This is a genomic window from Actinoplanes regularis (genome assembly GCF_900188005.1).
Lineage (GTDB): Bacteria > Actinomycetota > Actinomycetes > Mycobacteriales > Micromonosporaceae > Actinoplanes > Actinoplanes regularis.
This window is the reverse complement of the sequence record NZ_FZNR01000021.1, coordinates 19257-31560: the sequence shown is the minus strand read 5'-3', so window position 1 is coordinate 31560 and position 12304 is coordinate 19257. Positions and strand designations below refer to the sequence as shown.

Here is a 12304-nt window from a genome sequence, read left to right as displayed (position 1 = left end):
GCTGACCGGGGAGGTGTCCGGCTGATCAGCTCGTCAGGCGGGCGAGCACGAGCGGCGTCTCGACGTCCGCCCACTTCCCGGTCAGGACGGCCTCGCCCGCGACGGCCGGGGACGACGGCGTGCGGAGGATCTCCAGCGTGCCGGCGGTCGTGCCGATCCGGGTCACCTCCCCGTCACTGACCTGACGGATCTCGCCGACCGGCGGCGCGTCGCAGCCGCTGCCGAGCAGCACGAGATTCGGCTGCCGGACGACCACCCGGCCGTCCCCGTGCACCTCCTCGGCCGCCTGCCCGGCACCGGTGCGGATCACGTCGCCCAGCACGCTCGCGAAGACCGGATCCCCGCACGCGTCGTAGACCCAGCGCGGCCCCAGAACGCTGTGCTCCGTCGTGCCGACCAGGAACCGCTCGGCCCCGGCGAGCGGCGCGCCCCGATAGGTCAGCGGCACCTGCAGCACCGGACCGTCACCGGCCCGGACCAGCAGGATCTCGATCCCGACCGCGCCGGCCGGATCGTCGAACCGGGCGGCCGCCACCCGGCTCACCTCGGTCCCGGACGACACGGAAGACCAGCTCAGGGTGGGCAGCCAGCCGCTGAGCAGTTCGAGTTTGGACGGTCGGATTTCCGCCTTGTGCAACAACGCCATGCCGAGCACCCTAACCTCAGCCTATATGTGGCGAACCACACAGTTGCCCGTCCATGTCAACATTTCAGCGATCCCCAGCGTCACCTGGTCTGAGGATCACCGAACGTGAGAGCGAAGGCATGACGACGAGCAGACTGTCACGCGCAGTAGCCACAGGGGTGCTGCTGACGATTCTCGCCGGGTGCGGCGGTCCCACCGCCGGCACGACGAGCCCGCCCTCGGCCGGAGCCTCTCAGCCGGTCGCCCCGCCGAGCACCGCGCCGATCACCGAATCGGTCACCACGCCGCCGCCGACCGAGGCCGCCGCACTGGCCGCCCTGCCGGCGAAGCTGCGCTCCCGGGTCCCCCGGTTCGCCCCGCCGCCCGCCCCGGCCAAGGTGACGCTCCCCAAGGGCGACAAGGCCCCGAACTTCACCCGGATCCCGACGACCGAGAAGATCGCCTTCATCACCATCGACGACGGCTGGGAGAAGAACCCGCTCGCGCTGCAGCTGTTCCAGGCCGCGAACGTGCCGGTCACGCTCTTCCTGGAGGTCGACGCGGTCAAGTCCGACCCGGGCTACTTCATCCCGATGCAGGCCGCCGGCGTCACCATCCAGAACCACACGATCAGCCACCCGACCATGACCCGGCTGTCCTACGAGGGGCAGAAGCGCCAGATCTGCGGCGGTGCGGACCGCCTGGCGAAGCTCTTCGGCCCCCGCCCGACCCTGTTCCGGCCGCCGGGTGGCGCCTTCAACGGCACCACGCTGCGCGCGGCCAAGGCCTGCGGGATGAAGGCGTCCTTCACCTGGACCCAGACCACCGACCACGGCATCGTCTTCTTCCAGGGGCCGACAAGGGTCGTCCAGCCGGGCGACATCATCCTGATGCACTTCCGGCCGCGCTTCGTGGACGACTTCCTGGCCGTTCTCAACGCCATCGACAAGGCCGGCCTCACCCCCGCCCGCCTCGAGGACTACATCCCCTGACGCCGGCCGCGACCACGCGGCCGGCTCCCCCGGTCTGACCGGACAGCAGACACCACCACCGGAGCCAGCCGCAGCGGCCTGGAGGCGCGGGGCGGTAGTGAGCGCCGCCAACGCCGCGCGAGTCCGGCACGGGGCAAGGCCGAAAGGCCCGGAAACTAAACTCCGTACTCGTACCGGAAAGCTCTTTCAAACGAGCGAACCCGGAACTCTGGGACGCCCCGGACCACCCCCGGCCCTCGCTGACCCCCACCGAAGCCGGCGTCGCGGCACTCCCCGCGACCAGGCGGGTTCCGGGCGGGGGCCGCTACGAAGGTATCAAGCCTGACGGCCTTCGTAGCGGCCCCCGCCCGGAACCCCAACCTAGCGACCAAAAAGCGACGTCCGAATTTACAACCCCATATCCTTGGCGATGATCATCTTCATGACCTCGGACGTGCCGCCGTAGATGCGGTTGACGCGGTTGTCCGCGTAGAGGCGCGCGATCGGGTACTCGTTGATGAAGCCGTAGCCACCGTGCAACTGGAGGCAGCGGTCGATCACCCGGTGCGCCACCTCGGTGCAGAACAGCTTGGCCGAGGCCGCCTCCGCCGGGGTCAGCTCGCCCGCGTCGAGGGCCTCCAGGGCCCGGTCGGCCACCGCCTGCGCCGCGTCCACCTCGGCCTGGCAGGCGGCCAGCTCGAACTTGGTGTTCTGGAACGAGGCGACGGCCTGCCCGAACACCTTACGGTCCCGGGTGTACGCCTTCGCGAACTCGACCGCGGCCGCCGCCTGCGCATACGCGCCGTAGGCGATGCCCAGCCGCTCCTGCGGCAGGTTCTGCCCCAGGTACGAGAAGCCCTCGTTCTCCGCACCGAGCAGGTCGTCGACCGGCACCAGCACGTCGGAGAAGGCGAGCTCCGCGGTGTCCGAGGTCTTCAGACCGAGCTTGTCGAGCTTGCGGCCGACCGAATATCCGGGCAGCGTGGTGTCGACGACCAGCAGGGAGATGCCGAAGCGCCGGTCGTCCGGCTTCGGCGGCGCGGTGCGGGCGCAGACGATCACCCGGTCGGCGAGGACGCCACCGGTGATGAAGGTCTTCGCGCCGTTCAGCACGTAGTGCTTGCCGTCCTCGGTGAGGCGGGCCGTGGTGCTCATGCCGGCCAGGTCGGAGCCGGCGCCGGGCTCGGTCATCGCGATCGCGAACATCATGTCGCCGCTGACGAACGGCGGCAGCCAGCGCTGCTTCTGCTCCGGCGTGGCGAGCTTCAGCAGGTACGGCAGGCAGAGCGCGACGTGCACGCCGGAGCCGCCGAACGAGACGCCGGCGCGGGCGGTCTCCTCGTACTGGACGGCGGCGAACTTGAACGAGTCGATGCCGGCTCCGCCGTACTCCTCCGGCACCTCGATGCCGAAGAGGCCGAGCTCGGCGAGCTTCTTGTAGAACTCGCGCGGCACCTCACCGGCGTGCAGCCACTCGTCGTAGTGCGGGACGACCTCGGCGGCGAGGAAGTCACGCAGGGTCACCCGGAAGGCCTCGTGGTCCTCGTTGAAAATGGTGCGGCGCATCGTTTCCCTTTCCGAAAAACCGAAGACTAGAGACGGCGCCCGCCGTCGACGTACAGGGTCTGGCCGGTCACGAACGACGCGGCGTCACTGGCCAGGAACGCGACGACGTTGGCGATGTCCTCCGGCTGACCGACCCGCCGCAGCGGGGTGATCTCGGCCGCCTTGGCCTGCATATCGGCGGCGGAGAGGCCGATCCGAGCAGCCGTGGCATCGGTCATCTCGGTGGCGATGAACCCGGGCGCGACCGCGTTGACGTTGATCCCGAACGGGCCCAGCTCCATCGCGAGCGTCCGGGTCAGGCCCTGGATGCCGGCCTTGGCCGCGGCGTAGTTCGCCTGGCCGCGGTTGCCCAGCGCGGAGACGCTGGAGGTGTTGACGATCTTGCCGGAGCGCTTGGGCACCATGTGGCGCTGGGCGGCCCGGCTGCACAGGAACGCGCCGCGCAGGTGCACGTTCATCACGATGTCCCAGTCCGCGCCGGACATCTTGTGCAGCAGGTTGTCCCGGGTCACGCCGGCGTTGTTGACCAGCACGTCGACCCCGCCCAGCTCGGCGGCGACCTTGTCGATCGCGGCGTCGACCTGGGCCTCGTCGGCCACGTCGCAGCCCAGCGCGATCGCCGTGCCGCCGGCGGCCCGGATCCGGCCGACCACGTCGGCGCAGTCCGCCTCGTCGAGGTCGAGCACGGCGACGGCCGCGCCCTCGGACGCGAACCGCAGCGCGGTGGCCGCCCCGATGCCGCGCGCGGCACCGGTCACGATGGCTACCCGACTCATGGATGAACTCCTTTGTTCAGTCAGAACGCGCTGATCCCGGTCAGCGCCCGGCCGATGAGCAGTTTCTGGATCTGGCTGGTGCCCTCGTAGAGGGTCTGCACGCGGGCGTCGCGCATGAACTTGCCGACCGGGAACTCGTCGACGTACCCGTACCCACCGAAAACCTGGATCGCCTGGTTGGCGGCCTTGACGGCGGCCTCGCTCGCGAACAGCTTGGCCATCGAGGCCGCGGTGCGGAACGGCTGCCCGCGATCGACCAGGTCCGCCGCACGCCAGACGAGCAGGCGCGCGGCGTCGGTCTCGACCGCCATCTCCGCGATCATCTCCTGCACCAGCTGGTGCGCGGCGATCGGTTTGCCGAACTGGGTGCGCTCCCCCGCATATGCCACGGCGGCCTCCAGGCAGGCCCGGGCCAGGCCGACCGAGCCGGACGCGACGGCGATCCGCCCCTTGTCCAGGGCCTTCATAGCGATCTTGAAGCCGTCGCCCGCGGGGCCCAGCCGCTCGCTGTCCGAGACGCGCACCCGGTCGAGGCTCAACTCCGCGGTGGCCTGCCCGCGCAGCCCCAGCTTGCCCTTGATCTCCCGCCGGCCGAAGCCCTCCCGATCCGTCGGGACGAGAAAGGCGGAGACACCCCTGGGACCAGGATCGCCGGTACGGGCGAAGACCAGCGCCACCCCGGCCCACGTCCCGTTCGTGATGAAGATCTTCTCACCGCTGATCAGCCAGTCGTCGCCGTCCCGGACCGCCCTGGTGACCAGGTTGCCGGCGTCGGAACCGGTCCCCGGCTCGGTCAGCGCGAAGCAGCCGATCGTCTCGCCGGAGCAGAGCCGGGGCAGCCAGTGCCGCTTCTGCTCCTCGGTCCCGTACGCCTGGACGGTCTTGGTGACCAGGCCGAGGGTGACCGAGACGATGCCGCGCACCGAGGTGTCGCCGCGGCCGAGCTCCTCCATCACCAGCGCGTAGTCCAGGAAGTCGCCGCCCGAGCCACCATCCGACTCGGCGATTCCCAACCCGAGAAAGCCCAGCTCGGCGAGCTTCCCGACGATCTTCGGGTCGACCTGCTCGACCCGGTCCCACTCGGTGGCGTGCGGCACGACCTCACGCTCGACCCACTCCCGGGCGAGGTCCCGCAGCTGCTGCTGTTCCTCCGAGAGGGTGAGGTCCACGGCCCACTCCTAAATTGAACGCTGTCAGGTTTCCTCCGCCATGTTAACTTAACAGCGTTAGTCATCTCAATCCCCGGGAGGAGCCATGGCCCGGCCCACCACCCCGCTGCTCAGCAGGAAGAGCATCCGGGCGGCCGCGCTGGAGATCGTCGACCGGGAGGGCCTCGACGGCCTCAGCATGCGAAAAATAGCGACCTCGCTGAACGTCAGCGCCCCCGCGCTGTACTTCCACTACCCCACCAAGGAGCAACTGCTCGACGACGTGGCCAGCGAGATCATGGAGAAGGTGGACGTCGGGGCGTTCGCCCAGGGCTGGCGGGCGGGGCTGCTCGGCTGGGCCCGGTCCTACCGCGCGGCGCTCGCCGAGCACCCGAACATCGTGCCGTTCCTGGCCCACGGCCCCGGCCAGCGTGACGCCTCGCTGCGCCGCGCCGACACGGTGCACGGCGGCCTGGTCGCCGCCGGCTGGCCGGCCCGCGACGCCACGATGATCGGCGCCTCGACGAAATACCTGGTCGTCGGCGCCGCGATGGGCTCGTTCTCGCGCGGCTTCGTCGACGACGTGCAGGTCTACCTGGACCGTTACCCGGCGCTCGGCGACGCGCACCGGCTGCGCGAGCACGCCGACGCGGTCGACCGGGACAGCTTCGAGTTCGCGCTGCTCACCTTCGTGGACGGGCTCGCCGCCCGGCTCGCCCGCGCGGAGCCGCCCGGATGACCCGGGTTCTCCTCGCCGGCCTGTGCACCCTGGACATCCTTCAGCTCGTCGAGGAGTACCCGGCGGAGAACGAGAAGGTCACCGCCCGCGCCCAGACCGTCGCCGCCGGCGGCCCGGCCACCAACGCCGCGGCGACCGTCGCCCACCTCGGCGGAGAGCCCGTGCTGGTCACCGCCGCCGGCCGGCATCCGCTGGCCGCCGGCCTGCACGCCGACCTGGACCGGCTCGGCGTCCACCTCGTCGATCTCGCCGCCGACGACGCCGGGGCACCGCCCGTCTCCAGCATCGTGGTCAGCGCCGGCACCGGGAACCGCACGGTGGTCTCGACGAACGGCGCCGCCCGGATGCTCGCCGTTCCCGACCTCGGGCCGCTGCTCTCCGGGGTCGAGGCCGTGCAGGTCGACGGCCATTATCCGGAGCTGGCGACCGCGGTGCTGACCGAGGCCCGCCGGCGCGGGATCCCGGCCCTGCTCGACGCCGGCAGCTGGAAACCGGTCATCCCGTCGCTGTTGCCGCTGCTGGACGTGGTGGTCTGCTCCGCCGACTTCCGCCCGCCGGGGGTCACCGGTGTCGCCGCCTTCCTGGCCGGCCACGGCGTCCGCTGGATCGCCGTCAGCCGCGGCGCCGAACCGCTGCTGCGCTGGACCGGCGACGGCTTCGTGGAGCAGCCGGTGCCGCGGACGGAAGTGGTCGACACGCTCGGCGCCGGCGACGTACTGCACGGCGCGCTCACCCTCGCGGTCGCCCGGCACTGGCCGCTCACCGACGCGACGTTCGCGGAGGCCCTCGACGAGGCCGCCGCGGTGGCCACCAGGTCCTGCGCCTCCTTCGGCACCCGCGCCTGGATGTCCACGAGCCCCCTGGAGGGGGTCCGCTCAGGTACGGAAGGTACCGACCAGTGAGCTGAGCTCCGCCGACATCCGGGCCAGCTCCTCGGTGGCGTGCTGGGTCTCCTCGATGCCCTGCCGGGTCTCGGCGGCGGCCTGCGCCACCTCGCTGATGTTCTGCGCGATCCGGCCGGTGCCCGAGGCCGCGTCGGTGACGTTCCGGTTCATCTCCACCGTGGTGGCGGTCTGCTCCTCCACGGCGGACGCGATCGTCGTCTGAATGTCGTTGATCCGCGCGATGACCTGTGTGATCTGCTCGATCGCGTGGACCGCGCCGGTCGTGTCGGCCTGGATGGCCTGCACCCGCTCCGAGATGTCCTCGGTCGCCCGGGCCGTCTCCTGCGCCAGGTCCTTCACCTCGGACGCCACGACGGCGAACCCCTTGCCCGCGTCGCCGGCCCGGGCGGCCTCGATCGTCGCGTTCAACGCCAGCAGGTTCGTCTGCTCCGCGATCGAGGTGATCACCTTGATCACGTTGCCGATCTCCGCCGACGACTCACCCAGCTTGTTCATCGTCGCCGCGGTGGCCTCGGTGACCGACACCGCCTCCGCGCCGACCCGCGCGGCCTCGGTGGCGTTCACGGCGATCTCCCGGATCGACGCGCCCATCTCCTGGCTGCCCGCGGAGACCGTCTCCACGCTGCGCGAGATCTCCTCGGCCGCAGCCGACACGTCGTCGGACCGGGTGGACGCCGTCTGCGCCGACTCCGCGATCTGCCCGGCCGTGGCCGTCATCTCCTCCGAGGCGGCCGCCAGCGAGGCCGCGGACTGCTCGATCGTGTTAACGGTCAGCCGCAACGCACCGATCGCGGCGTCCAGCGCCTGACCCATCTGGCCCGGTTCGTCCTTCGAGCTGAGGCCACTGGTCCGGGTCAGGTCATTGACGGCCAGCGCGTCGCAGACCGCCTGGATCTCCCGCAGCCGCATCACCATCTTGCGGGCGACCAGCACGCCGAGGCCGAGCGAGAGGGCCAGCCCGCCGACCAGGATGACGATCGTCAGCGTACGGCTGGACGTGTATGTCGAACGCGCCGCGTCGGCGCTCGTGACGGCGTCCGCGGTCTCGGCGGCATCGAGCTCGGCCAGATCCACGTTGATCTTGTCGAGCAGAGGCTGGGCCTCCGTGTCGCGCACCACCGTCCACCCGGCGAGCCGGTCGGTGGCGCCCAGGGGCAGCAGCTTGCTCTTCGCGATGCTGACGTACGCCTGCCACTTGGCGTCGAGGTCATCGACGGTCGCCGGTTTCGCCGGATCACTGGCCCGGTAGGCGGCCATCGCGTCGGCGAACGCGGCCAGGTCCGCTTCGAAGGCCTCGGCGGAGCTCTGCGTAACGGCCGGATCCGGCGACAGCGCCTGATTGGCCGAGTCGACCTGGGCCTGCGCCGCCGCGGTCTTCAGCCCGCCGAGTGCCTTGATGCCCGCGACGTTGCCCCCGGCGATCCGTGCGGCGGCATCGCTGGTCCGGTGCAGCCCGATCAGCCCGGTGATCCCGACCGCGATCGCGACCAGCCCGGCCATCCCGACCGTCATCAGGACCTTCGCGTACACGCTCAGATTGGCGAACCACCGCGTGAAGGGCGTCTGGGCGCCGCTGAGGCGTGCCGGGCTCGGGTCGCGCTGGGTCGCGACGCCGTCGTCTGACGAGGCCGTGCTCATGAGTGCACTCCGACGCAGGTGAAAGTTCGGTCGGACCTCATCATCGGCGCCGGTACCCGACACGCGGGGCAGAACATGAAAAACCAGCCGACCGACGCTAGGGCGTCGCGGGCCGCCAGCCCAGGGCCGGGCCGAGGCGTTCGGCCATGTCGGTGAGGATCTGCACGTAATCGTCGTGCTCGAACGTGAAGGGCAGGGCGAAGGCGACCTCGTCGATCTCGCGGAAGGCCGGATCCGCCTCGAGCGTTTCCGCGATCTGCGCGGCGGTGCCGACCAGGTCCGGCGCGAACATCATCCGGGCGGGTCCCTGCGGAATTCTCGTACGAGGGGTGCGCTGCTCCGCGTACGCGAGGTACTTCGCTCGCTGGGCCGCCGTCGCCGAGTCGGTCGGGATCACCACCAGGCCCTGCGACACCCGGGCCTTCTCACCGTCCGGGTGGGCGGCCCGGAAGGCGCGCACGTGCGACAGCTGGATCCGCGCGAAGTCCTCCGACTCCTCGGCCTTCACCACGCTGCTGGTCAGGAAGTTCATGCCGTGCTCGCCGGCCCACCGCGCGGAGCGCAACGAACCGCCGCCGTACCAGAGGCGGGACGCCAGGCCGGGTGAGTGCGGCTGGACCCGGCTGGAGAACTGCTCGAAGCCGAGCGCGCCCTCGAGATCGGTGACGGGCTCACCCCGTACGCAAGCAAGCAGCCTCTCGACCCGCGCGTAGCTGAAGTCCTCCGCGTCGGCCGTGTCGGGATAGATCGCGTCCTTGACCCGGTCGAAGTTCATCGGCGGCCCGACGCTGATGCCCGGGTTGAGCCGCCCACCGCTCAGCAGATCCACTGTGGCCAGATCCTCCGCCAGGCGCAACGGGTTCTCCCAGCCGAGCGGGATGACCGCGGTGCCCAGCTCGATGCGGCTGGTGCGCTGGGAAGCGGCGGCCAGCACCGCGACCGGTGAGGAGATGCCGAACTGCAGGTGCCGGTGGCGCAGCCAGGCGCTGTCGAAGCCGAGCCGCTCACCCAGCTCGATGATCTCGAGGGTGGACTCGTGGCCACGCCCGGGATCCGCCTCGTCGAACAGGCCGATGGTGAGGAAACCCAGCTTGCGCAGCATGCCCGCACCCTATCCCGGAGATGTGAACCACTCGCCGTTCACAAGATCCTTCCCATTCGGCGGGCGGTGACTAGTCTGAGCCGATGCCCAGCCCCCGGACCCGTGCGTACCTGGCGGCCACGACCGTCGCAGCGGTGCTGGCCACCGGCGCGGTGGTCGGCTTCGCCAGAGACGGTGACCCGGACGCGACCGCCGACCGATGGGTCAGCCCCTCCGCGTCCGCGCCGGCCCCGTCGCCCAGCGTCTCGGCACCCCCGCTCGTCGCCGCGAAACCGCCCGCCGGGCTGCCGGTGATCGAGTACTCGAGCGGGCCGGCCGGGCTGCCCGCCGACCCGGACCAGGATTCCACCCAGGCGCTGACCCGGGGACTGCATCCGGAGAGCCGGGTCGCGCTCTACGACGCGCCGGGCGGAAAGCCCCGCGCCTACCTGCCGTCGGCCATCAGCGGCCTGCGCACGGTGGTGCCGATCGTCGAGGAGCGCGGCGGCTGGGTGGCGGTGCTGGTGCCGTCGGTCAACCGGCGGATCGGCTGGGTGCCGCCGGGCGGCTGGACCACCGAGACGCTGCGGGACCAGCTGGTGGCCCACCTCTCCGAGCACGCGCTGGTCTGGCTGCGGGACGGCCGGGAGCAGCAGCGCTGGACCGTCGCCACCGGCTCGAAGAGCACCCCGACCCCGGTCGGGCGGACGTACGTGATGGGCAAGACCCGGATGCGCGGCGACATCTACTTCAACCTGGACGCGCTGGTGCTGGGCTCGATCCCGGAGGAGCCGGAGAAGATGGCGTCGGCGTTCCAGCTTGCGCACACCGGCATCCACGCCTGGTACAAGGAGAGCGTGTTCGGCCAGAGCGTCTCGAACGGCTGCCTGCGGATGCCGAAGGCGGCCCAGCAGAAGCTGCTCGCCGAGATCCCGGCCGGCACCACCCTCACTGTCCTCGCCTGACCGCCCGGGCCGCTCGGCGGCTCCGCCGGCCCGGACCGCTCAGCAGGTGACGAGGAACCGGGCGGACCGGCGCGCCGCCGGGCCGGTGCGTGGGCGCCGCCCGCTCACCGAGCACGTCGGGCCACGGCGCGCCGCGCTGTGCGGCCGCGCGATCTCGTAGCGACCGGCGGGCCGCACCGGCTGGCGCGGCAGCTCCTGACGTGCCACCGGCTGGCGCAGCAGCTCCTGACGGACCAGGTCGAGCAGGTCGGTCATCGGCAACCCGAGCGCCCGGCAGATCGCCGCCAGGATCTCCGACGACGCCTCCTTGGTGCCACGCTCCACCTCGGACAGGTACGGCAGCGACACCCCGGCTCCGGCCGCGACCTCCTTCAGGGTGCGGCCCTGGCGCTGACGCACTCGGCGCAGCACCGCTCCGATGACCCGGCGCAACAGTGGCATGCCGTCCCCTCCCCGCGAGCTGTGACACCCATCCTGCCCTACTGGGCCGAATCCTCGAATGGTGCTACGGTAGGCAAATCCCGGAAGTCGGTGGCATTCCCCGCCCGGGTTGTTGATCCACTCTTTTCCTTCGCGACGCGCTATCGATGTCGTCGCTGGTCCACGACACCGGCCGCTGCCACAGCCCGGTGCCGTAACCCCGTTCCCCGGGCCGCTTCCGGCCACCTAAGGAGGACCCTCCATGACGGATGTCCGTACCCAGAAAAGAACGCGGCAGGAGCCGCAACCGCAAGCCGAGGAGACCGTCGCGGTCGACGCCATCCTCGACCTCGTCGACGACCGCGCCTGGCTGCGCGCCGACGGATACCTGCCCGGCCGCGACGACCTGCCGCTCACCCCGGCCGAGGCGCGGCGGCTCGGCCTGCGCCGCGGCGACCGGGTGACCGGTTTCGCCCGGATCAGCCGGCCCGGCAAGCCGGTGAGCCTGCAGGTCACCTCGGTCAACGGCCGCCGGCCCGGCCCGCGCCCGGACTTCTACGGGCTGACCGCGCTCTACCCACAGGAGCGGCTGCGCCTGGAGACCGGCCGCGAGCCGCTCACCACCCGGGTGATGGATCTGGCGATGCCGATCGGCAAGGGGCAGCGTGCGCTGATCGTGGCCCCGCCGAAGGCCGGCAAGACCGTCATCCTGCACCAGGTCGCCAACGCGATCACCCGGAATCACCCGGAGTGCCACCTGATCGCCGTGCTGGTCGACGAGCGGCCCGAGGAGGTCACCGACTGGCAGCGGACGACCAAGGCGGAGATCTGCGCGGCCACCTTCGACCGGCCGCCGCACGAGCACACCGCGGTCGCCGAACTCGCGGTCGAGCGCGCGAAACGCCTGGTGGAACAGGGCGAGGACGTCGTGGTGCTGCTCGACTCGATCACCCGGCTGGGACGTGCGTACAACCTGATCGCGCCGGCCGGCCGGGGCCGCACCCTCTCCGGCGGCCTGGACAGCTCCGCACTGCACCCGCCGAAGCGACTGCTCGGCGCGGCCCGCAACATCGAGGGCGGCGGCTCGCTGACGATCATCGCGACCGCCCTGGTGGAGAACGGGTCGGCGCTCGACACGCTGATCTTCGAGGAGTACAAGGGCACCGGGAACGCCGAGCTGAAGCTGGACCGTTCGCTCGCCGAGGCCCGGGTCTTCCCGGCGATCGATCTGACCGCGACCGGCACCCGGCACGACGAGCTGCTGCTGGCACCGGCCGAGCTGGCCGTGATCGGTCAGGTGCGGCGCGCCCTCGCCGGCCAGGACCGGCGTGACGGCATGCGGCAACTGCTGGCCCAGCTGGGCACGACCGCGACGAACGCGGAGTTCCTGCGGCGGGTGGTACGCCCGGAATCACCCCGCTGAACGGTTTTTCGGCGCGAGAATGGGGGTGCTCTCGGTTTCTGGGGAGG

The 12304-nt window shown here is 71.2% G+C and carries 12 protein-coding genes; 5 read left to right on the top strand and 7 right to left on the bottom strand.

Translation table 11 applies throughout. The features are described 5' to 3' along the window. Positions 1–25: 25 nt before the first annotated feature. Positions 26–646 (bottom strand): CG0192-related protein, encoded by a 621-nt coding sequence (locus CHC09_RS35850; protein ID WP_089297800.1) that lies wholly within the window; start codon positions 644–646, stop codon positions 26–28. 119 nt (positions 647–765) lie between these two features. Between CHC09_RS35850 and CHC09_RS35845 the strand changes: the two genes are divergently transcribed. After that, complete coding sequence (locus tag CHC09_RS35845) at positions 766–1617, top strand: polysaccharide deacetylase family protein (RefSeq protein WP_089297726.1); 852 nt, start codon at positions 766–768, stop codon at positions 1615–1617. 387 nt (positions 1618–2004) lie between these two features. Here CHC09_RS35845 and CHC09_RS35840 read toward each other — a convergent pair whose 3' ends face one another. Genes CHC09_RS35840 through CHC09_RS35830 form a run of 3 tightly spaced genes read right to left on the bottom strand, consistent with a single transcriptional unit; the run spans position 2005 to position 5107 of the window. After that, the gene (locus tag CHC09_RS35840; protein WP_089297725.1) at positions 2005–3162 is read right to left on the bottom strand and encodes an acyl-CoA dehydrogenase family protein; all 1158 of its coding nucleotides are present in this window, start codon (positions 3160–3162) and stop codon (positions 2005–2007) included. Between the two features lie 26 nt (positions 3163–3188). After that, positions 3189–3938, bottom strand: coding sequence for a 3-oxoacyl-ACP reductase FabG (gene fabG, locus CHC09_RS35835; RefSeq protein ID WP_089297724.1), 750 nt, complete (start codon positions 3936–3938; stop codon positions 3189–3191). 20 nt (positions 3939–3958) lie between these two features. Next, complete coding sequence (locus CHC09_RS35830; protein ID WP_089297723.1) at positions 3959–5107, bottom strand: acyl-CoA dehydrogenase family protein; 1149 nt, start codon at positions 5105–5107, stop codon at positions 3959–3961. Positions 5108–5192: 85 nt separating this feature from the next. On the opposite strand from CHC09_RS35830, the gene CHC09_RS35825 reads away from it, so the two are divergent. Both CHC09_RS35825 and CHC09_RS35820 read left to right on the top strand, forming a co-directional pair. Then, entirely contained in the window at positions 5193–5825 is a 633-nt protein-coding gene (locus CHC09_RS35825; RefSeq protein WP_089297722.1) for a TetR/AcrR family transcriptional regulator, read from the top strand. Beyond that, positions 5822–6727: a PfkB family carbohydrate kinase gene (locus tag CHC09_RS35820; protein WP_089297721.1), complete on the top strand. Its 906-nt coding sequence runs from the start codon at positions 5822–5824 to the stop codon at positions 6725–6727. Before CHC09_RS35825 ends, CHC09_RS35820 begins: the two co-directional genes overlap by 4 nt. Here CHC09_RS35820 and CHC09_RS35815 read toward each other — a convergent pair. Together CHC09_RS35815 and CHC09_RS35810 are read right to left on the bottom strand one after the other, a co-directional pair. Further along, positions 6701–8368 carry a methyl-accepting chemotaxis protein gene (locus tag CHC09_RS35815; protein WP_089297720.1) on the bottom strand — a complete coding sequence of 556 codons (1668 nt, stop codon included), beginning with the start codon at positions 8366–8368 and terminating at the stop codon, positions 6701–6703. The two genes, CHC09_RS35820 and CHC09_RS35815, sit on opposite strands and share 27 nt — an antisense overlap. Before the next feature lie 97 nt (positions 8369–8465). Beyond that, positions 8466–9470 carry an LLM class flavin-dependent oxidoreductase gene (locus CHC09_RS35810; protein WP_089297719.1) on the bottom strand — a complete coding sequence of 335 codons (1005 nt, stop codon included), beginning with the start codon at positions 9468–9470 and terminating at the stop codon, positions 8466–8468. An 83-nt stretch (positions 9471–9553) separates the two neighbouring features. On the opposite strand from CHC09_RS35810, the gene CHC09_RS35805 reads away from it, so the two are divergent. After that, complete coding sequence (locus CHC09_RS35805) at positions 9554–10414, top strand: L,D-transpeptidase (RefSeq protein ID WP_089297718.1); 861 nt, start codon at positions 9554–9556, stop codon at positions 10412–10414. Positions 10415–10453: 39 nt separating this feature from the next. Here the strand turns inward: CHC09_RS35805 and CHC09_RS48910 are convergent, their stop codons facing one another. Next, complete coding sequence (locus CHC09_RS48910; protein ID WP_179277422.1) at positions 10454–10855, bottom strand: helix-turn-helix domain-containing protein; 402 nt, start codon at positions 10853–10855, stop codon at positions 10454–10456. Between the two features lie 241 nt (positions 10856–11096). Between CHC09_RS48910 and rho the strand changes: the two genes are divergently transcribed. Next, positions 11097–12257, top strand: coding sequence for a transcription termination factor Rho (gene rho, locus CHC09_RS35795; RefSeq protein WP_089297717.1), 1161 nt, complete (start codon positions 11097–11099; stop codon positions 12255–12257). Positions 12258–12304 lie beyond the last annotated feature (47 nt).

Coding starts and splice junctions, on each gene's coding strand:
- CHC09_RS35825 (WP_089297722.1), top strand. CDS start 5,193: ATGGCCCGGCCCACCACCCCGCTGCTCAGCAGGAAGAGCATCCGGGCG.
- CHC09_RS35850 (WP_089297800.1), bottom strand. CDS start 646: ATGGCGTTGTTGCACAAGGCGGAAATCCGACCGTCCAAACTCGAACTG.
- rho (WP_089297717.1), top strand. CDS start 11,097: ATGACGGATGTCCGTACCCAGAAAAGAACGCGGCAGGAGCCGCAACCG.
- CHC09_RS48910 (WP_179277422.1), bottom strand. CDS start 10,855: ATGCCACTGTTGCGCCGGGTCATCGGAGCGGTGCTGCGCCGAGTGCGT.
- CHC09_RS35820 (WP_089297721.1), top strand. CDS start 5,822: ATGACCCGGGTTCTCCTCGCCGGCCTGTGCACCCTGGACATCCTTCAG.
- CHC09_RS35815 (WP_089297720.1), bottom strand. CDS start 8,368: ATGAGCACGGCCTCGTCAGACGACGGCGTCGCGACCCAGCGCGACCCG.
- fabG (WP_089297724.1), bottom strand. CDS start 3,938: ATGAGTCGGGTAGCCATCGTGACCGGTGCCGCGCGCGGCATCGGGGCG.
- CHC09_RS35840 (WP_089297725.1), bottom strand. CDS start 3,162: ATGCGCCGCACCATTTTCAACGAGGACCACGAGGCCTTCCGGGTGACC.
- CHC09_RS35845 (WP_089297726.1), top strand. CDS start 766: ATGACGACGAGCAGACTGTCACGCGCAGTAGCCACAGGGGTGCTGCTG.
- CHC09_RS35810 (WP_089297719.1), bottom strand. CDS start 9,470: ATGCTGCGCAAGCTGGGTTTCCTCACCATCGGCCTGTTCGACGAGGCG.
- CHC09_RS35805 (WP_089297718.1), top strand. CDS start 9,554: ATGCCCAGCCCCCGGACCCGTGCGTACCTGGCGGCCACGACCGTCGCA.